This is a genomic window from Deinococcus sp. Arct2-2 (assembly GCF_004801315.1).
In the GTDB taxonomy this organism is placed as follows: domain Bacteria; phylum Deinococcota; class Deinococci; order Deinococcales; family Deinococcaceae; genus Deinococcus.
In genome coordinates, this window is record NZ_SSNW01000012.1 from 17,106 (window position 1) to 37,209 (window position 20,104).

Below are 20,104 nucleotides of genomic sequence, written 5' to 3' on the forward strand. Positions count from 1 at the left end.
CACCCCACGGGCAACAAGCCCCCACACGGGTCAGGGCCAAGGTTGAAAGCAAGTCCCTTCCTGTGGAGGCCTTTGTTTTTCCTCTTCCTCGGGATCCTGATCTTCTGGCGGGTGGCCGCAGCCAAGGCCTGACAATCTATTGCGCCAGATTCAATCTGCTCCACAGAAACACGGGGTGCAGCAACGCTGCTTTTTTTCCGGGAGAGTTGCGCTTCTGTTTCCGTAAACCACGCTCCAATTTCGGGCGTCGCTTCAAACAGCGTCTCGGTCACCACTTGTCAGTACGTTGCGCCAGTTTGATCTTGGTACTCCAGATTTGTTTTCTGACGTGAGTTCGGGTTAAGCGGCGAGCTTCAAGGGGCCTGCTTCAGGGATCAGCGAGGGTTTCTTGGGCTGACGTGAATAGGCAATCAGTCCACAGACGAGGTTGACCATGAAATTGACGGGGCTGCGGTGACGGGAATGCTCGACCTGGCTGATGTTTTTCAGTTGGTCAATGACGGACTCGATGATGGCTCTCTTCCTGAGGAAGAGAGCATCTTCGCTCAGAACGGGGACAGCGCACTTCATGTTCTTGCGGAGCCGGGTGTGCAACGCCACGTGGTGCTCCTTCAGGAGCTCGGTGACGAGGGCTTGTGAACTGTACCCGCGATCTGCACACACCTTCCCAAACAGGGAAAACAGGCCGTGCTGGAAAACATCCCGCAAGGCTGCGCGGTCATCTCCATTTCCGGGAGTGAGGCCCACCCACAGCAGTTTACCCGTGTCGCTGCACATCAAATGCAGCTTGAAGCCGTACAACCAGCCCATGGAGGTCTTGCCCAAAGCGGCGTTCTCTTTGAACATAGGGTGGGTGTTCATCCGCTTCAGCCGACAGACTTCCAATGTGGTGGAGTCAACGAAAGAAATCCCGGTACACGCCCCGAAGCTGCGATAGAGGGAGATCACCAGATGCAGCAGCGCCCGTGGCATCAATTCGACGAAACGGGAAGAGGTTGGCGCTTTTGGGAAGTCGGCTCGCCCATGCGTCAGGATTTCCGTCGTGTAGTACGCCTTGAACTGACGATAGCTCGATTGATGGAAGGCGATGAGGATCGTCATGATTTCGCTGAGGTGCAGTCCAGTGGGACGATTCCGGATGAGGTGGGAGTGCAGGGCCTGCTCTGGGAGAGCAGGTCTGGTGAGCGACACTTGGAAGGGTGGGAGAGCTTGGCAGAAGTCGTCGACGTCGCAAAACAATTCGAGTATGGTCATGGTGGCTCCTGAGTGGGTGTCCAAACCAATCATCTCAGTGAGCCTCAACTTTCGCCAAATGTTCGTCTTTAAGCGTAATATACGGCGATATTACGCCAATAAGCTTAACCCGAACTCACGTTTTCTGCAATTCGGCAGCGTCAAACCGACCTCTCCGCACCGCCGCCCGGAATTGTCTGACCAGTTGACCGCTGTATTGAGGGTCACGGAGCTTCTGAAGTTGCTCACTGAGTTCGGGGTACGCCATGAGACGTTGGATCAAATGGGCAAGCGCGAAACGGTCGCCGTGACAAAAGAAGGGAGAGAGATTGAATCCCCGCAAGTACCACAGATTCTAATCAAACGCGGCCCTGTGCCTTGGGCATCCGGCGACTTGAACCTGTGTTCCTGCTGGTCACCGCTCCATCTCGATGTCAACCTGTAGATCCTTGGACGTCCCGCTCACGGTACACCGGGCGGCCACACTGGTCCGGCCGTCCAGCGAGTTGATCTTGAACGTCGCGGTGTATCCCTGCTGGCTCAAGTCAGAGGTAGAGAAATCGAGTTTGTTGCGGGACTGTTTGTAGGCTTCGCGTTCGCACCACATCGCGACATCTGCTTCGGGGAGTGGGCGCGGCGCGAAGTACACGCCAACGGCCAACGCGGTCAAGGCCAGCCCAGCGCTGTACCCCATGAGGGCCCGCCTGTTGGATAAGGTGGGCGGCTTCGTTATCCGCGGCATAGTCAGCACCTTACTCCACTTCGCCTCACACCGTGTTCCGCTGGGAGCGGACCTCGGTGTTTCTTTTGCGCCCCCGCTTCAGGGCGGGAGCGGGTTCGTTCTGGAGGTGTATGCGATTGCCCCTGCTTCTGGCCGTCCTCTTGTCGGCAACGATGGTGTACGGTGGCCAAAATTCCCTCTGGCTCCCGCTGGAGTTGCAATTTGCCGAACATACAGTCGGGCACCCAGCTTCGGGTGGCCTGGCTGGGCGGCAGTGTGCAAGACGCAGCGGCACTGGGTTACCGGGCCAGTCGGGGTCTCGTGCCTGTTCCAATCTGGCTGAAGTCGATCCCCAGCACCTGCCCTCGCCCCAGCTTCGGCTGTGGGTGGGCGCTTGTGCTGTCACCGTCCGCGGATGCAGCCGCGTGACCGGACGCCTGTCAAACTTCTTGACCTGCTCCACCCTCTTGCCCGCCAAGACTGGGGTCGGTCACGTAAACGCCTGGATCTAACGCTGTGCGGGGCGTTGGCCGGTGCCTTCGGCTGTTTTCCGACAGGTCTGTCAGAGGGCGGTGAGTCCCATGCGCTTACGCTGCGGGACATGCTCTCCCAAACACTCCCTGTTGATCTAGAACAGCTCAAGCAAGATCTTGAAGGGCGCCTTCCCGCAAAATGTACTGTTTACGTGGAAGGATGGCCAGCCATGGAGCCGGAGGTCGTGATCGTCACCGTCAAAATGTATCAGGTCGACACGGCGACGATTGTTGGGGTCGAGTTGCCTTTTGTGGCGCTGAAGTGGAAACAGAAAACACAGCAACAAGTGACAGGGGAGGTGGACGCGCTGATTCAGGCGGAACTGGGGAAGGGGTTACCGCCCAAAGGCCCTGAAGGCTTCACACGCCGCCCACTCCGCTAAACACGTTCCGCTCCAGCTTCGGCAGGCGCAGGCTTTTTCGGCGCTCTACAGATAGATGTAGCCCGCAATTTTCCTCGCATCCAGACCACATTCCTCCCAAGACACCCGGATGTCTTGGATAATTCCACCTGCCAGGAAGACCCGGATCTGCAGAGAGGAACCTTCATCTTTCAGCTCTCAGGAGACGCCGTCTCGCAGAGCCATCAGCCGGTGGGTTTCGGTCATGGCTTGTTGCTTCAGGGCCAGTGTCTCAGAGTCGTTGTCCCAAATCTCGAGAGGCATTCCTTAAGACGTATCACGTTCAATGCGGCCGAGCTGTCACAGTGCTACCCGTCTGCTTATTTACCTTCTGGGGGTATCGAGAGCGGGGGGGGCGCAGCAAACTTTTTGCCTGAGACACTTTGTGATGATCTTTTCTGAGAGTGGCCTGTGAGCCAAAAAAGCCCCCACCACGGGGGGCACGTTTAGGCCAGCGGTCGCACCCCGACTCACCTCAACGTGGGTACAGCATGGCAGCGGAGCACCTGGAGGGCTAGAGGAAAGTGTGGTCTACCCCCAGAGAATGAAAAGTCCCACCATGACGGTGGGGAAACTCACACCGAGCGGGCTTCACTTCAGCCGCCCCACCTAGGCAGTCACCTTATCAGGCTGCTGAGGAGCCATGAGGAAAGCGTGCTGCTGATGTGTTGGTGTGCGCCGCTGGCCTGCCCTACCGACGTGATCACAGCGGAAGTGGAGCGCTTATAAGCCCGATGAAGCCTACCCTTCCGCCCCAATTGGCCCGCCTCAGGGCGGGCGTTTCTTCTGTTGGCCCTCATGGATCTGAGCTACCTTGCCCTCTATGGGCCGGGGAAAGGTCAGCCTCAACTTCATCCGAGCCTTGATCGTCTTGGTGGTAGCCAGTTGTCCATTGTTCGTGTGGCTCGTCTGGATTTTGAGTACTGAACTCGTGCATTCGATCATTCGGCGGGACTGGGTGTGGACAGCTGCTTGGACCGGCGTCGCCGTCATCATGGTGTGCGGGATCGGGCAAGTCATCTTGGAGGGCTGGTGGCTCTGGAAGGACAGTCGCCACCAGGGCTGAACCAACAAACCCGCCCAACTGGACGGGGCGCCGTGGGAGTTGGGAAGTCATGCTCCCGCCTCAGTACGGGCTTTCCGCTGTACACTCTGGGAGAGCGCCTCAGCTACGATTCGCTACGACTTCATAACCCTCGAGCCCACCGGATACCCGGTGGGCTTCTGGCTGCCAACAAAAACCCGCCCAATCAAGAGCGGGGCGCTGTGGCGTTTGGGGAGAACTTGCTCCCGCCGAAGCGTAAGGAAAGGGTAGCAGGGGGAAGGGGCAGTCTATTGATATCCCTCTCACTCCTCCCCTGAAGAAGTTAGTGACAAGCGTTCCAATTCGTTAAATAAATGACGGACATTGCCCTTACCGTGTCTTATGGTGAGCCATGCCCCGGTTCCTCCTGATGGCCCTCACCCTGAGCCTCTCTGCCGCCTCAGCCCAGACCTTAATTCTGAATGGCAAGGTTTCTGCAGAAAAGACAGTCGTTGTCGGGGGCAAAACCTATGTGCCCGTGAGTGCCCTCCCCGGATTGGGCGTTCAAGTCAGCACCGGAACAGGCGTGACCAGTTTGACCAGTGCAGGCGGCGCGACCGCAGCAGGCGGAGCAAATCAGAAAGCCAGCGTTTCAGGGTGCGTTAATGAATGGCTGTTCAACGGTATCTGGCGGATGCGAGTCACCAAAGTGCAGCCGGTGGTCGACAAAGATTACGGCGACGGCTGGGGAGTCTCTGTGGAAATCAAGAACGGCACCACCCAAACGCTGACCCTGGACAATGCCGGTATTTACTACAACGGGGCGGTGAACCTGGCCTTTGCCGACGGGGACACCTGGGCCAAAAGCTGGCGTGAAGGCTGGCAAGGCAAAACCTACACCAAGCTGACCCAGGGCGCGGGGATGGTGTACACCTTCAAGATCTTTCCTGAAAGCAAACTCTCAGCCGCTGAGGTTCAAGCGATGCCGCCACAAAAGTTTTTGCTTGAAGACGTCAAGAAGATCAGCGATAATGTCAAGAACGTAGGGTTCACCGTCCCTGATCCGAGCTTCAGGGTCAACCTGACCTGTAAAAAGTAAGTGGCCTGCGCGACACAGCGCGGTGAAGCTGGACGCCGCGTCAGGACCGGACACTTCAGGCGGTGTCAGATGCCTGAGACGGGATCAGGCGCACGCTGGGCCATGTCCAAAGCAGACAAACCCACGTCGCCCCCACCACCAGCACCCGAGCCCGACGCCTCTGGCGGTTCAGCCGGATAATCGAAGCGAAAGACCGCCCCGTTCCAGCTTCGGCTGTGGGCGGGGGCGCTTTTCTGTCTGAGAGGTGGGCCAAGAGAAGCCAAACGAACGGCGCGGAAAACTGCCTCCAGAATCCGTGCCTGCCCTTACCCTGCTGACGTGCGCCGACTTCTCATCCTTCCCCTTCTCGCTTCTTGCGGGGGCACGACGCCTGGGCCCTCGCTCGCCCCACCACCTACCGGGCGTCCGCCGTCACAGACAACGCGCGCTACAGTCTCGTGCTCAGTGGCCCTGGAAATGACGAGAAGCGTGGCACCCTCAACACGTCCAGCAGCATCACCGATCTGGCTTGGGACGGCAGCACGGTGTATGCCGTGACCGACAGCCAACCGATCCGCATCGACCCCGCCACAGGCACCATCACTCCAGTCGGGAACCTCAGAACGAGCACCATGAGCGCTTTAGCTGCCGATGCAGCAGGCAATCTGTAGGGGAGTTCAGCGACTGGGACGTTGTACCGGGTCAGCACAACCACGGGTGCCGCCAGTTCGATTGGTGCTGCCGGCTATCCCTCCAGTGGAGAGTTGGCGTTCAGTGCCAACGGCACGCTGTATGCCACGGTTTAAAGTGCATGATTCACGACCGATGCCCTGGGTACACTGAATGTGGCGACTGGCCGGGCGACCTTGATTGGGGACACTGGTTACAGCGATGTCTCTGGACTGAACGTGCAGGGTGGCGTGATGTATGGACTGACGCTGAAAAGGCAGCTCTTGAACGTGACCTCGGGAACCGCCAGCGTGCTCCGGGACACGGGGCTCGATTTCACCGGGATGCCGTAGCTCCCCACACGCAACACATCCAGCAGTTGCCCCCGCCTCAGCTCCAGATACGTGGCGGGGGCGTTTTTAATCGGACTCATTTTGTAGGGCCCTTGGTAAATATTGAGGGCTGACAGAGCAGGCAAAGATGTGCGTCAGATGGCTGTCAGCCCTCTGCTCTTAAACTGCTGGACATGACCTCCTCCACCCTCCCACGTGTTGTCCATCTGGAACAGCTCAAGCAAGATCTGCAAGAGCGCCTTCCTGCGGACTGTACCGTGTATGTGGAAGGCTGGCCCGCAGCGCTGCCGGACGTCGTGATGGTCACGGTCAAGACGTATCAGGTCAAAACGGCGACGCTGGCGGGGGTTGAGCTGCCTTTTGTGGCGCTGAAGTGGAAACAGAAAACACAGCAACAAATCACAGCAGCCGTGAACGCGCTGGTTCAGGCGGAACTGTTGACGGGATTACCGCTCAAAGGCCCTGAAGGTTTCACGCGCCGCACACTCCACTAACAGACGCCCCCGCCCCAGCTGTGACGGGCAGGCGGGGGCGCTTTTTCGTGTGCCTATTTTTTGCCTTGTCCCAGCAAGGTGAGCAGTCCAAACGGTTCTGTCAAGTTGGGTGTTGAGCGACTCATGCCGCTTTACTTTTGTAAGTTATTTGCAAATACTAATAAATCAATTTAACTTTAGACAAAATTTAGGGGGGGGGGGTTGGGGGGCTATGTATCATCAGTCAACTGCAGATTCAGGGATGCTTAGATTCATGTTTCACATGATGTTCAATTGCCTGAACACAACCCTCCAAGCTTGAATGCCATGCGGACACGGTGGCAGATGAGGCCAAAACAAATCAAATTGATGCTCAAGTGCTGGCTCGTGTTGTGCAGGCGACTCGACCGGAAGTCCGTCCAGTCACCGGTGCCGCTCCACGGCCTTTGCAAGCTCTAGTACGACGTCGACCGCAATTGGCTCAGTGGATGACCGCGGAGCGCAATCAATTGAGCCGCTGTCAAGATGACCCCATCCGGTCATCCATGACAGGCCTCTGAGCGCACCTGGCCGACTTGTGTGCCGCCCTAGAACGCGGTGTTCTGAAAGCAGTGAAGGGAGCTGACCGCCTGACAGAAATTATGAGAAAGCGTCCCCGGTAGGGGACACTTTCTGTTTGTGAAGACCGAAACTGTCACCGGGGACGCTCCACGACTCTATCAAGCCATCCTCCCTCATCTCCAGGGTGCGCTGTGGAATGACGTCCGCAACGTCCACACCCTCGCTTGGATGGTCACGGGACTGCTGCTCTCCAGACGCAGTACCCCCTCTTTCTGGCTCTCCTCTGTCCACTCCCGCGCGACGTTCGCGCAGAGCAGCAAACGTCGCTTTCGGCGCTGGTTCAACAACAAGGCCATTCACCCCAGCCTGCTCTACGGCGAGGTCATCACTCGCGCGCTGCGCGAGTGGGGCGAGCACACCCTCGTCCTTGCCCTAGATACCAGTGTCCTCTTCGAGAAATTCTGCCTCATTCGGGTCTCGGTCCTGTTCCGGGGGCGGGCCGTTCCGTTGGTGTCTCGGGTGATCGAACATGCCAGTGCACAGGTCGACACGGACGAACTGCTCCCAGTGCTCGCGGAGGTCAAGGGGCTTCTGGACTTCGTGGGTATTCGTCAGGTCCGCCTGCTGGCGGACCGGGGCTTCTGCGATACCGATCTGATGGCCTGGCTCCAGCACTGTGGTTGGGCGTACCGGATACGTATCAAATCCACGCTGATTCTCAGCGCGCCAGACGGGCAACGTCTGTGCAAGATCAGCGACGTGAAACTCCAGCCGAGGGAAACGGTCTGCTTCCACCATGTGCGCCTGACAGGACGGCGATTCGGCCCGGTGCACGTCGTTCTGGGTCGTCCATCGGACGACCCAGAGCAGTGGCAGGTCGTGAGTCATGAGCTGACCAGCGTGGAAACCTTCGCCGAGTACGGCGAGCGTTTCCAGATCGAGGAAGGGTTCTTGGACGAGAAAAGCGGCCTGTTCGAATTGGAATCGTCCAAGCTGCGAGATGCGAAGAGCTTGGAGCGGTTGGTCATGGTGGTCTCGGTGGCGACGTTGCTGCTGGTCTCGGCAGCCTTGGATGTCGTGGAGCGTGGGGATCGACGACGCGTCGATCCCCACTGGCAGCGCGGACTGAGCTACCTCAAGATCGGCCACAGAGCAATGAACTACGCGCTGAGTCGAGGCCAAAGATTCTTCAGGACATTAAGATTGCGAGGCGGTCCGGACCCAGAACCGCTAGGCACCAGAAAACGGTGTCAGTCGTCGTTGCTGGAGAGCCTTGAAGCCGGCTGGCACGCCAGTTTTCAATTTCTCTCATAAAATTTGTCAGGCCGTCAGGAAGGGAGACACAACATGGGGATACCGCTTCGAATTGCTCTGCAGTGCACCTGGGGTGGATCCTATCGTGGCGGTCCCACTGATTGCTGCCTTACCGGAGGTGGGTCAGCGGTTTCGCCGAGAGGTGGCGGCCCGGGGCGGTGGGGCACCCTTCAACCACGACAGTGGTCAACGCCGCGTTCAGCGCGGAATTTGGGGAGGACGAGCAAAACTCAGAACCACGCTTTACATGCCCACCTTGGTGGCCATCCGCTTCAACCCAGCCATCCACACACATGGTGAACAACTGCTCCACCGAGGAAAACCGAAAATGGTGGCCTGAATCGCCTGTGTGCGCAAGAGGCTGATCTGCCTCAATGCCCTGCTCGAGACCGATCAACCTTGGCCCCATCGGGCTCCTCCCGCCGTGTCTAGAGGTTGAGAGAACCGAGTCCGAACTGAGCCCTGAAAGCTCGTCTTGATTCTTGATTCGAGTAGGAGCGTGGTTCAGGATCAGCTGTTCATGTTGTGACAAATCCGGCTACCTGCGCGCCAGATCGCGTCTGTGGCGGCTGCTTTTCTAACATCTACCTTGACTGCCACGGCAGTTGCTCTTCGCGGTAACTCATGAGCAGTCCATAAAAACATGTGTTTGTGAGTGGTTGACAGCTGTGTCAGAGACGGACCTTTACAGTGACCAAATCTGACGAGCTCCTGAGCGCACCCTGAGGAACGCAATGCATCATTCAGCTGAAACTGCACGGCAGCACGCCTTATCACGTTACGCACTCTCCGATGCCGCCGGGCGGCAGGCCCTCGAGCGCATCACGCTCCTCACGACCCAGGCCCTCGGGGTGCCCGGCGCTCAACTCAACCTGATCAGCGCACACGCCCAGCACACTTGGGCGCACACCAACTGGCCAGGTGAAGATCTGCCGCGGGAGCTGGGCTTCTGCTTCCACACCCTCCGGCTCCCGACTCATCAAGAAGTGTTGGAAGTCCCCGATACGTGGCTGGATCCACGCTTTGAACACCATCCTTTCGTCACAGCAAGCCGGTCCCTGCGGTACTACGCTGGCGCTCAGCTGCGAACCCCCGACGGCCACGCAATCGGCAGCCTGTGCCTGCTGGACACGCACGCGCATGGACCCCTGACCTTCACGCAACGTCAGCTGCTCACCGGATTCGCCCAAATGATCGTCACGGAATTGGAACGACAGCGTGCCGTGCGCGAGCTCCATCAAGTATTCGAGGAGCGGCACACTCAGGAAGCCCGCCTGCGGGCCCTGATGGATCACACCTCGGACCTGATCATCATCAAAAACCAAGCCGGCCGGTTCGTGGAAATCAATCGGACGGCCGAGGCTGTGCTGGGGCCCCGGCATGAACTGCTGGGCCACGGCAACCACACACTCTTCGACGATGAGCAAGATGCCGCGATCTGCGCTACTGATGACCTGATCACGCCCTCCCACGACCAGCCGCGCTCCGAATCCCGGCTGGTCGTGGGAGGGCGTGAGCGGGTGTTCGAGGCCGCCAACATTCCGCTGATCCTGCCGACCGGTGAGGTGGACGGCGTCATTGTCGTGGCGCGTGACCTCACCGAACGCCGTGACCTCGAGCAGGCCCTGCGGGAAGCCAACACCGATCTGGAGCGCCGCGTGAAGGAGCGAACCCTCGCTCTGGAACACCTGGCCTACCACGATTCGCTGACACGCCTGAGCAACCGGCAGGCTTTTGACTTGACGTTTGACACTCGGCTGGCCTCGGCAACAGGACTGCAGCAACTCTTGCACGTGTTGATTTTCGATTTGGACGAACTCAAGGACATCAACGAACAGTTCGGGTACGCCCGGGGCGACGAATTCCTCACCACGTTCGCTTCGGCCCTAGAAGAGGTTTTTTATGACGCGGAGGTGTTCCGCATCGGGGGGGATGAATTCGCGGTGCTGATCCAGGGCCAGCTTCGCGCGCCCTTGGCCACCCTGGCTGAACAGGCCGTTCAACGCACCCGGGACACCGGGTTCCTGCGGGCCAACGCTTCTGTCGGCACGGCTACCTACCCCACCGACGCGCAGGCCACCAGTGACCTCATGCGCCTCGCAGATCAGCGCATGCTGCGTGACAAAACGGCGCGCCGATCCGCCCGGCACTTCGGCGCTTCACCGGCCTCTCTCACGCTCCCGGCCGAGAATCCCGGCGCCGCCGTGCAGGCCGTACGCTCCACCCTGAAGTTTCTCACGCAGGAAGGAAGCTTGGATTCCGCCGCTTGGAAGGGCCTTCTCGAAGCGGCCGTGGTGAGCGTGCCCGGCGCGGAAGCGGGCTCGTTGACCCTACGTCAAGGCGACGTCTTCACGTATACCGCCCAAGTGGGCTACTCCGACGCCCTGCTCCAGATCCAGCAGACGGCCGTGCAGGCGCAAGCATGGCATGGCGGGCCTGAATGGGCTCAGGGGCGCGCGCGCATTCTGAGTGGCCAGAACGCCGTGCTGGAGCATACCCGCCGGGTGGTTCCCCACCAGGAGAGCCGTGCGACCTACGAGCAGTACGGCGCGTTGTCTGACCTGCGGGCGAACCTGAGCGTCCCAGTGGAACTCGGCGGAGAGGTCGTCGCGGAAATCAACCTGGACAACCTGCACCAGGACAACGCCTTTGACCACCATTCGGTGGTCCTGGCCGAGGAGTTCGCATCACTGGCTGCCGCGCTGATCTCTGACAGTCGCCGGCGAGCCCGCGAACAGGCGCGGCAGCGGGAGCTGGAGGTGATGGTTCGCCTCAGCCGTAACCTGCGGGAAACCCACACCTTGGAGGACGTGGAAACTGGTCTCTGCTTGGAAGCGGCCCAGCTGCTCGGCAACGACCAGGTGGTGTACCTCCGTTACGAACCCGAGGAGGACGCCCTGCGCCTCACAGCCCACGGGTGGCCGGATGAACCCACTTTACACACCACCCTCCGGGGAGACGGAGAACTCTGGGTGGCCCTGCTTGAGCGACGCCCTGTTCAACTGGAGGGAGACTTAGATCACGCGGGGCTCTTTCACCTGGAGCATGCGACGCTGCTGGTCACGCCGTTGCACGCTGGTGAGCGCCCGGTAGGGGTGATCGTTGCAGCGCGGCCGACCGGAGCCACTTTCTCGGCGCCGGAGATCCAGTTGGTGGGTGCGGTGGCCTCATCCGGCGTCACGGCTCTTCAGCGCATCTGGGCAGAGCAGGCGAACGCTGACCGGGTCGCGGAACTTCACCTGCTGGCCGATCTGTCGCGCTTCAAGAGCCTGCTCGATACCCCGGAAATGGTGGCCCAGCGGTGCCTGAGCGCCTGCCAGGCCTTCCTCGGCGCCGAGTATGCCGGGTACTTGCACCTTGACCGGCAGGTGGTGGTGGACGACGGGGTTCCTTCGGCCGCGCTTCGTGCAGCGGTACATGCCCTCACCAAGCACGCCAGCAGCGTAGATGACCTGCTGGACCCGGACGCGCCCCTGCTGCTCAGCGCTACCTACGCCAGCCATCCAAAGGCTCTACCGGCCCTGATCAAGGCGGGTGTTCAGGGAGCCGTGTTCGTGCCAGTCTTGGAGCGGGGCCGCCGGGTGGGTTTGGTGAGCTTCGTGTGGTTCCAGCCCCGGCGTTCCCTGCCGGCCGCCACCGAAGCCCTCGCGATGCGGGTGGCCGAACTGATCGGCCGGGTACTGGAACGTCAGGCGTACATCGAGGAGCTCAAGCACACCCACGAAGGTGCGCTGCTCGCTCTCGGGCTGTCACTGGAACTGAGAGATTTCGAGACCCATGGGCATACCGAACGCGTGGTTCGCTTGGCGGTTGAATTCGGTCACCGCTTGGGGTTGAAAGACGAGGAGATGGAAGGCCTGCGCCAGGGAGCTTACCTTCACGATATCGGCAAGCTGGCGATTCCCGATTCAGTCCTGCTGAAACCGGGCAAGCTGGATGCAGACGAGTGGACGTTGATGCAGGCTCATTCGGCGATCGGCGCCGAACTGATCAGCCGCATTCCAACGATTCCGACCGGGGCAAAGAACGTGATCCGGCATCACCATGAACGCTGGGATGGCACAGGCTACCCGGATGGCCTCTCTGGAGAGGCCATTCCGCTCGTGGCACGGCTGTTCAGCCTGGTCGATGTGTATGACGCACTGGTCAGCATGCGCCCGTACAAACGGGCCTGGACGCACCAGGAAGCCTATGTGGAAATCCGGCGGCAGGCCGGAACGCAGTTCGACCCGGCGCTGGTGGATGTCTTCCTAGCTTTATTCCTGGCCGCGGCACACTCCAGTGCGGTCGAATGACGCCTTAGGACAACACGAGGGGCGCATGCTTCTCAGAGACTGTCTGGAAAGCGTGCTGGTTGGGGAATGGCCTGCAGGATACTCTTTTTTCAATGACGCGGCGACCCACCTACCCCAGCGATGAAGAGTGGGCCATTCTTGGCCCACTGATCCCTGCGCCCCGACCTGGCGGGCGTCCTGCTCGCCTCGCTCGCCGTGACATCGTCGACGCCATCTTTTACGTGAAACGCGGTGGCGTGTCGTGGCGCATGTTGCCTGCTGATTTCCCGCATTGGAAAACGGTCTACGATTATTTCCGACAGTGGAACAAGAATGGCCTGTGGGTGCGCGTCAATGACGCGCTCCGCGTCCGGACGCGGGAAGCATTAGGACGAAATGCGGTTCCAACAGCGGGGATCGTCGATTCGAGGCGCGTGAAGACTTTGCAAAAAGGGGGGCCCGAGGCGACGACGGTGGCAAGAAAGTCAACGGACGAACACATCATCTGATCGTGGATACCCAGGGCTTGTTGCTGGGGGTCAAGGTCTTGCCCGCAAACATCACCGGTCGGGAGGAGAGCCAGCAACTCCTTCAGGAGTTGCACCAGAATCAGCCCCAGATGAAGCTCCATCTCTTTGCCGATGGTGGAGACAAGGGCAAATGGGAAGGCTGGGTCAAAACGACGCTCGGTTACACCGTGGAGACCTGCTCAACGCTCCGATGCCAATACCCGGGGGTATTGGCTCCCAGAGGGGCAGGAACTGATAGAGGAACAGATCAAGACCTTTCGGGGTCACCGCGGCTTTGTGGTGATCAAGAAGCGCTGGGTGGTCGAACGGAGCTTCGCCTGGTTGTCCTTCAACCGTCGACTTAACCGTGACTTGGTGCCCCAGACCACCGAAGCCCTTATCTTCTTGGCTTTCATTCGCTGTATGATTCGCAGACTCACTGCTGTTGCCCAGCCAACTGCAGTTGCCCCTTGATCCTTGCCTTTCCAGACAGCCTCTGACTTGCCTGCTGGCCCGGTACTTTGGGGTCATTCCAGTCAAGCCTGCACACGAGAACCGCCTGCTCTTGCTGGGTTGTGGCCGCGTCCAGAACTGTCACCGACGAGCTGAACGTACAACTCGTCGGTGAATTGGAGTGACTGTGTTGTGCTGACCCCTGCTGTCGCCATGCCCTCATGGTACCCACGCTGAGATATGGGAGTCGGGTTGCCTGTCGGTCCTCTGTTGACTTCTCGGAAAAAGGGGCCCTACACGGGGTCCATGGCCCTTCAGATGGCGGCTGTGCTGGCGTGCTGGACATCTTTTCGCCCAAGAGTCGGCGGACGCCCATCACTTCGTCGCAGATCACGTGACGGCGTGAACCCGAACCGTTGGGGTGATTTCGTTTGAGGCAGGAGGACGACTCTTGGTCTCCACGTCCGTTCTGCCCCGGAAGCCATCAGACACCAGTGGTTCAGAGCTGATCAACGGTCACGCCTGCGGCATGGGAGCCGGAGGGCAGGGAACCTGATGCTCTGGCTCCCACAGGCCCAAGTCAGGCTACCCCAGCCCCCGGTGTGGGTTATTTGGATTTCACCAGCACGTTGAGCGTGCTGCCCAGTGTCAGTTGTTTGGATTCGTAAGCCCCGTAGCTGCTGCCGCCTGCTGCCCCCGTCAGCGTGACGGGCACCGCCCCACCACTGCGAATCAGGGTCACCACATTGGTGGTGCGGTTCCACGTGGCCGTGTAGGCGTTGGCCGCCTTCGCCTTTTCCTCTAGCGTATGCCGCTGCACATACGCGCCGAGGTCGTCCCAGCGCAGCGTATTCAGGGGCAGCGTGGAGTAGCGGGCGTACTTGTCCACCACCGCCTTGACCCAGTCAGTGGCCACACTCTTGCCGGGGGCGTACTGGCGCAGGTTGGTCTGGTGCATGTAGGTGGGCCAGGCCGTGCCCTCGAACAGGTGCCCTACGCCCTGCGTGCTGTCGACATCCAGCAGCTCGGCGTAATCGAAAGCGTGATCCCAGTAAGGCACAGTGCCGCCGGGAGCATACAGTTTGTTGTAGGAGGCGGTGGCTTCTTCAGGCGTGGTGACGTGGTAATGAATACTGTTGGGATAGCGCGGAATCAGCAGCAGGCTGGAATTGAGCGGGTGGGGGATGCCGCAAGTGGGGCAACTCGCATCCCACTGGCTGGCGACGCTGCGGTTGGAGGCCAGATGCCGCACGGCGCTGTTCGTGGCCGCCGTGATCAGGTTGGGATTGCTGCGGCCCAGTCCCAAATCCTGCTTGGGCTGCGAGAAGCCGTCGTCGTTGTGGGTGCCGTCGTCGGTGGGATCCATGTAGCCCAGACCGCTGTGCTCGCCGGTCACGAGGCTCTTGCGGCTCATTTGCAGGCCCAGACGCGTTCCTATGGTCAGGTTGCCTGCAATGGCTGTGGTCGAGGTGGGCAGATCCATCACGTCCATGCGCTGGTGGTCGCGGGTATGGTTGACCCAGTCAAAGTCGGCGGCCATGCAGCGCGACACACTGGTCAGGGCGTCTTTGACGAGGGAGCCAGACAGCTCTGGGGTACAGGTCTTGAGACTGGCCGCGTTCGCGCCGCCGCCGTTGAACATGATGGCGTAGCGAAAGTTGTTGACGACGGTGGAGGTACTGCCCACAGCCCGCTGCTGATCCCGCGCACTCAGGGCGTCCGTGGCCGACAGCCGGAAGGGTTGGGGGCGCAGACCACCCGTCGCCGGATCAAATTCATCGCCGTTCAGGAACCAATCGTCAACGTCGACTTGCAGGAATCGGCGGTGTTCTCCAAGGTGTACGCCCTTGGTGAGCCACTGCACGAGGCCGTACCCCAAGACCTGCGTGTGCAGCAAGTACGGGTTCTGGGCGCTGGTCAGAATCAGGCGTTCGCGGCCATCTAGGGTGCTGGTGGCCGCCACCACATGGCCCGCATCATCGGTCAGTAAGGGTTGGGTCACCACGCCGGGCACGGCTTCCAGTTGGGCGGTGTAGGTATAGGCGTACCGTAGAGGAATCGCGTTTGCGGTCAGGTCCTTGAAGGCGGCCTGGCCTGATGCGGTCACGTTCAGATTCCCAGTGGCGAACTCCGTGCCGTAGACCAAACGCAGGCCGTAATCTTCGGGCGCGGTCGTGGGCGCGCCGTAAAGGGCCAACTGCCGCACTTTGAACGCCTTCTCATATTCGAACAGCGTCGCCCATTCATTGGTGTCCAGCGCGCTGGAGTACACACCGGGGCTGCTCTGAAAGGTGAGGGCCGAATCGGTCAGGATCACGCCCTGATATTTGCCGGTGCCGTCACTGGCAATGAGGGCCTCTGGCGTGAGGAGAGTGGTCGTCGCGTCCAGCACGTCAAAAGGCACGCCCGCTTGACCCAGCATGGCTTTGGCGGCGCCGATGCCGAAATCGGTGGGGCCGCTGCTCAGCACCAACACTTTCAGGGCCACTTTGATAGGCTGCAGGTTGGTCGGCAACGACTGGGCACTCAATCGGTCACCTGGCGGGATGGTCAGGCGTTCAGGCGCAAGGCGTGCAGTGGTAACCTGAGCGGCCTCCGGCACGCCCGGCCGCACGGGCTGAATCTCATGCGCATGACTGCGGGTGCCGCCTCCAGTGTGGTCATCACCGTGGAGGGCGGCCGTGTCGTCCGGCAACGGACTGGCCGGAGAAGTGGTCTGGGCACAGGCTGCCAGAACCAGACTGAGGGTGAGCAGCGGCAATAGGGTGGTGAGTTTCAGCGGGTTAGAAGTCATTTGAGAGGATCCTTGTGACTGAGAGCGATTGACGGAAGGTGTGCAGGCAAGGCCGTCTGGGGAAAAGAAAGATGCAGGGCGTCTCGAGGCTGGGGACGGTGTGGTGGCTGGGCCCGGAAGGGAAGCTGCCTGTGGGACACGGCGCCACGTTTCTAAATGGAGGTAAATGGTCGGAGGTGGAGACGATCAAGTGACTTGTTGAAAGGGCGAGGTGAGGGTGGACACGTGATGCCTATTGAGAGAAAGTATCTAATTTCGAGCTGTCATTGTGAAAAATTTGACCGATGCGGTAAAAAACCACCCGTTGGGGGGGGTAGCATCTGGGCCAGTGCTCCGCACCTCAGGCGCAGGTCAGACTGGTGATCATCGACCACGGTCCAACGCCCTTGAGACCTGGGCAATGCGGACCGCCCTTAATCAGGAGGGGCGTCTCCTCTGAACGTGCGGAAGAGCTTGCTGCTCTTGATGACCTTATAAATGGCGCATTCGCGGAGGCTGTCCTACCCAAAAAACGCTGTCTCAGACGTCTCATGAGGCCAATTCAACGCGCCGAAAGGGGATGGGGCGGCAGCGGCAGTTCCAGGTGCCCTTGAAGTCAGCGGGTGCTTCAGCCTTGCTAGCCCCCTCACTTTCCCCAGCCTCCGTTCGGCCCCCCATTACCTCAGAGATACTGTGTGCCCGCCCAAGCCCGCGCTGGAGCCGGCGGAAGAGTGGCCGCATGCCCAAAGATAAAATCCCTACCTATCACCAAACCCACCCTCCAGACCTCGCCACCATTGAAGAGCTCAAACTGAAACGCCTGCAACCGGCCGATGGTCAACCTGTGGTCGCCCTCTTCAAGCTCCGCGCGAGCGACCGCGAACACCTCAGCGGCCTAGACCGGCGAGCAGACGACGTGCCGCTGCAGGTCAAAAAGTCCACCTGAGCGGTAAAGCACTACCCGACGACTCACCAAGCCAACCTGCCCTACACGCGGCCAGCCGCAGCGGTGACCACCGCCAACGCGTCCCGAACCCCCGCCTGCACCGCACTCCCGACAGGCAGTCAGGGAAATGCTACAGAGAGGCCTTGGCCCCGGTTTTCCCAGACTTTGCCGTTCCCCTGACTGCTCAACAGGGACGGACTCCCCTCAGCCGGGAGCAGGCGAGCCCCTCCCCAGCGTGGCCCGGATCATTCTCTGAGATCGTCCAGCACGGTCAGGTGGGCGCCCCCCGCTTCACGGGCGTACAGCAAAGCCGCCGACACCCGGACGTTCAGCTGCGGATCACGGGTGTCGAGTTCGAGAACCGCGTACAAGCTGCCCACCGCGTTCTCAATCCACTTGGAGCTCAGGCCCAACCGGCCCGCGATGGCCGTGTTGGAGTATCCCTGCGTGATCAGGCTCCACAACTCGGTCTGCCGCGCCGTCAGCTGCGGAAAGCGCCCCCCACCCGGCTCGCCCTGCGCCAACTGCGGATCGAGCACCACTTGCCCCGCGCGCACCCCCTCAATGGCACGCAAGATCGTCTGCACGTCCCGCACCGATTTCTTCAGCAGGTAAGCCCAGCCCGTCATGTCCGCGGCGATCAGCTCCCGCACGAAGGCCAGATGAGCGTGGTTGGACAGCAGCACGATGCCCAGGGCAGGGTGGCGGGCCCGCAGCTGCCGGCCCAGCGAAATGCCGTCCTCACCGCCCAGGTCAATGTCGAGCAACACGACGTCTGCCTCCCTCATCCCCTCGCCCGCCAGCGCTTCCTGCGCGCTGCCGTAGCTGCCGACGACCCGGAGCTGCCCCGTGCGTTCCAGCGCGTGGCACAGCAGGTCACGGAACAACGCCTCGTCCTCGACCAAGGTGACCGTGGGGATGACCGAGACCGGCGGAACGGCGGTCATTTGGGCACCTGTGCCCACAACCGGGTGGGGCCGCCCAAGACGCTCTCGATGCCCCAGCAGCCTCCCATGCTTTCGACCCGCGCGCCCAGGCACAGCAGCCCTAAGCCTGGGGGCTGCGCCCCCACTTCAAACCCGCGGCCGTCATCGGTCACCTCTAGCCTCAGGCCATGCGGCTCCAGGCCCAGCCAGACGGTGGCCCTGTCTGCCGAGGCATGCTTGAGCACGTTCCCGAGCGCTTCTTCGATCACGCGGAAGGCCACCAACCGCAGGGGCATCGTCAGGCTCCGCTCCGCAGCGAGCACAGTGTCATCTGCCACCAGCTGCACGTCCAGCACGCCGTCCAGCCGCGTGGCTAGGAGTTGCAGCGCAGTCACTAGGCCCATTCGGAGCGCTTCAGGATGCAGCTGGTGGCTGACCTGCCGCACGTCGCGCTCGCGCAGGTCTTCCAACTCGGCCCGCACGGCTTCGATGCGGCGACGCGCCTCCTCGCTCACGTCCTCAATCTCGCCGAGGCGGTACTCGGCGACCAGCAGCCGGGACTGCACCCGGGAGTGCAGGAACTCACTGATATCGCGCCGGGTACGCTCTTCGGCTTCACTGATCAGGCGGCGCGAGGCTTCCAGAGCGGCCGCCGTCCGGCGCCCTTCGTCGAGCAGTTCGGCGTTGTGGATGGAGAGCGCCACCTGCCGAGAAAACGCCTGCGCAGTGCGAATCCAGGCCGGGCTGAAGTGCGGGCTGCGCTGGTAGAAGGACAAGCAGCCCAGCACCCGGTGCTCAACGCAGAGGGGAATGGCGATGACGTACGCGGCGCCCGCGACGTGGCTGGCAATGCGGGCGATCAGGGGCGGCACCAGCCCGCGGGTGAACTCCTCGACCGAGCCGATGAGCGGGCCCTCCCCCTCAAAGTTGGCCCGCAGCAACGGGTTGGCGTCCACCGAGTAGGACCGGTACAGATCGAAGCGTGGGACGAGCCGCTGTCCAAGCTCGAGGGCCCGCTGATTGGGTTTGAGCTGCATCCCACCGATGCACACGGGCCGTGACGTGCGCGCCACCGTGTCGTAACGGGCCAGGACGACGTAGGGGAACCCCAGCGCGGCCTGGGAATCTTCGACGATCTGCTGGGCAAAGGGTGACCAGTCCAAAAGGCCCGCGGCAGCTTCTTCAGGCGATTTGGCAGTCATGCCTGATCTTGTCACATGAACGTAGGATGAACTAGGGGGCTACCCCTCGTGGTCCGGCAGAAGGCTCGGTGGTGTGGCCCACACCGGGCGGAGCTCAGCTGAGCTGCTGCAGTGGGCGGGTACCGGAGGGTGACCGATTTCAGAAGAGTCTCATCCAGTCGGCCGGAGGGCTCGGCGACTGCGGCCTGCCGAACAACCCCAACGTTTGGCCCCTCCCCTGTCCGCAGACCCCCCTGTCGGTCATCAATCTTGTGCCAGGAGTCGCTCAATGTATGGTCGAGTTTTGTTGGCTGTGTCGAATCTTGGCCCCGGAACACGGGCGATCCACAGGGGGGGTGCCGTGACAATGCTGAGATGCCTCCCCCCCCCCCAAAGTCCTGGTAGGGGGGGAGAGGGATAGGGGGCTAGCCCCCTATCCCGCATTTGATGAAGACTTTACATTGCTCATCGGACATAAATCTTCCTTAAACCGCACACATAAAAAGTCCACTTTAGAATAAAGGGCGGCTGGAGCAGGTAGAGCAGTCTTTTCTTTATATAGGACTCATTACAGGTGCATTCAGGGCAGAACGTCTCATCTCTGAAGACGAGAAGTCAACACATTCGTTGAGATGCGTGCTATATCTAACAAGAACTTCACCCTTCCCTCATCCTCTATTCA

Annotated in this window: 17 protein-coding genes and 1 pseudogene; 13 read left to right on the forward strand and 5 right to left on the reverse strand. The window is 60.8% G+C overall.

The window, feature by feature from the left end; all coding sequences use genetic code 11:
* Positions 1-339: 339 nt before the first annotated feature.
* A complete protein-coding gene (locus E7T06_RS07610; protein ID WP_136365233.1) occupies positions 340-1,254 on the reverse strand; it encodes an IS982 family transposase in 915 nt (304 codons plus the stop codon).
* Positions 1,255-1,648: 394 nt separating this feature from the next.
* Positions 1,649-1,927: a hypothetical protein gene (locus tag E7T06_RS07615; RefSeq protein WP_136365234.1), complete on the reverse strand. Its 279-nt coding sequence runs from the start codon at positions 1,925-1,927 to the stop codon at positions 1,649-1,651.
* Between the two features lie 158 nt (positions 1,928-2,085).
* Between E7T06_RS07615 and E7T06_RS07620 the strand changes: the two genes are divergently transcribed.
* The 12 genes and pseudogenes from E7T06_RS07620 to E7T06_RS21690 form a co-directional block, all read left to right on the forward strand.
* Positions 2,086-2,466 (forward strand): hypothetical protein, encoded by a 381-nt coding sequence (locus tag E7T06_RS07620; protein WP_136365235.1) that lies wholly within the window; start codon positions 2,086-2,088, stop codon positions 2,464-2,466.
* An 89-nt stretch (positions 2,467-2,555) separates the two neighbouring features.
* Positions 2,556-2,870, forward strand: coding sequence for a hypothetical protein (locus tag E7T06_RS07625; protein ID WP_136365236.1), 315 nt, complete (start codon positions 2,556-2,558; stop codon positions 2,868-2,870).
* A gap of 841 nt (positions 2,871-3,711) precedes the next feature.
* Positions 3,712-3,954, forward strand: a complete 243-nt coding sequence (locus tag E7T06_RS07635) for a hypothetical protein (protein WP_136365238.1) — start codon at positions 3,712-3,714, stop codon at positions 3,952-3,954.
* A 544-nt stretch (positions 3,955-4,498) separates the two neighbouring features.
* Positions 4,499-5,011 carry a hypothetical protein gene (locus tag E7T06_RS07640; protein ID WP_136365239.1) on the forward strand — a complete coding sequence of 171 codons (513 nt, stop codon included), beginning with the start codon at positions 4,499-4,501 and terminating at the stop codon, positions 5,009-5,011.
* A 353-nt stretch (positions 5,012-5,364) separates the two neighbouring features.
* Entirely contained in the window at positions 5,365-5,661 is a 297-nt protein-coding gene (locus E7T06_RS07645) for a hypothetical protein (protein ID WP_136365240.1), read from the forward strand.
* 174 nt (positions 5,662-5,835) lie between these two features.
* Entirely contained in the window at positions 5,836-6,012 is a 177-nt protein-coding gene (locus E7T06_RS21180; protein ID WP_168733425.1) for a hypothetical protein, read from the forward strand.
* A 173-nt stretch (positions 6,013-6,185) separates the two neighbouring features.
* Positions 6,186-6,506 (forward strand): hypothetical protein, encoded by a 321-nt coding sequence (locus tag E7T06_RS07650; protein ID WP_136365241.1) that lies wholly within the window; start codon positions 6,186-6,188, stop codon positions 6,504-6,506.
* 657 nt (positions 6,507-7,163) lie between these two features.
* Complete coding sequence (locus tag E7T06_RS07655; protein ID WP_136365242.1) at positions 7,164-8,360, forward strand: transposase; 1,197 nt, start codon at positions 7,164-7,166, stop codon at positions 8,358-8,360.
* A gap of 52 nt (positions 8,361-8,412) precedes the next feature.
* Positions 8,413-8,700, forward strand: coding sequence for an IS110 family transposase (locus E7T06_RS07660; RefSeq protein ID WP_276605564.1), 288 nt, complete (start codon positions 8,413-8,415; stop codon positions 8,698-8,700).
* 394 nt (positions 8,701-9,094) lie between these two features.
* The gene (locus E7T06_RS07665; protein ID WP_136365244.1) at positions 9,095-12,655 is read left to right on the forward strand and encodes an HD domain-containing phosphohydrolase; all 3,561 of its coding nucleotides are present in this window, start codon (positions 9,095-9,097) and stop codon (positions 12,653-12,655) included.
* Between the two features lie 92 nt (positions 12,656-12,747).
* Positions 12,748-13,143 carry a transposase gene (locus E7T06_RS21685; RefSeq protein WP_136365245.1) on the forward strand — a complete coding sequence of 132 codons (396 nt, stop codon included), beginning with the start codon at positions 12,748-12,750 and terminating at the stop codon, positions 13,141-13,143.
* Between the two features lie 288 nt (positions 13,144-13,431).
* Positions 13,432-13,518 (forward strand): annotated as a pseudogene (locus E7T06_RS21690) (IS5/IS1182 family transposase); the annotation flags it as partial.
* Positions 13,519-14,203: 685 nt separating this feature from the next.
* Here E7T06_RS21690 and E7T06_RS07685 read toward each other — a convergent pair.
* Entirely contained in the window at positions 14,204-16,390 is a 2,187-nt protein-coding gene (locus tag E7T06_RS07685) for a hypothetical protein (protein ID WP_136365247.1), read from the reverse strand.
* A 718-nt stretch (positions 16,391-17,108) separates the two neighbouring features.
* Here E7T06_RS07685 and E7T06_RS07690 point away from each other — a divergent pair.
* Positions 17,109-17,315 carry a hypothetical protein gene (locus tag E7T06_RS07690; protein WP_136365248.1) on the forward strand — a complete coding sequence of 69 codons (207 nt, stop codon included), beginning with the start codon at positions 17,109-17,111 and terminating at the stop codon, positions 17,313-17,315.
* A gap of 245 nt (positions 17,316-17,560) precedes the next feature.
* Here E7T06_RS07690 and E7T06_RS07695 read toward each other — a convergent pair whose 3' ends face one another.
* Together E7T06_RS07695 and E7T06_RS07700 are read right to left on the reverse strand one after the other, a co-directional pair.
* Complete coding sequence (locus E7T06_RS07695; RefSeq protein ID WP_136365249.1) at positions 17,561-18,280, reverse strand: response regulator transcription factor; 720 nt, start codon at positions 18,278-18,280, stop codon at positions 17,561-17,563.
* Complete coding sequence (locus tag E7T06_RS07700) at positions 18,259-19,443, reverse strand: GAF domain-containing protein (RefSeq protein WP_136365250.1); 1,185 nt, start codon at positions 19,441-19,443, stop codon at positions 18,259-18,261. Before E7T06_RS07700 ends, E7T06_RS07695 begins: the two co-directional genes overlap by 22 nt.
* Positions 19,444-20,104 lie beyond the last annotated feature (661 nt).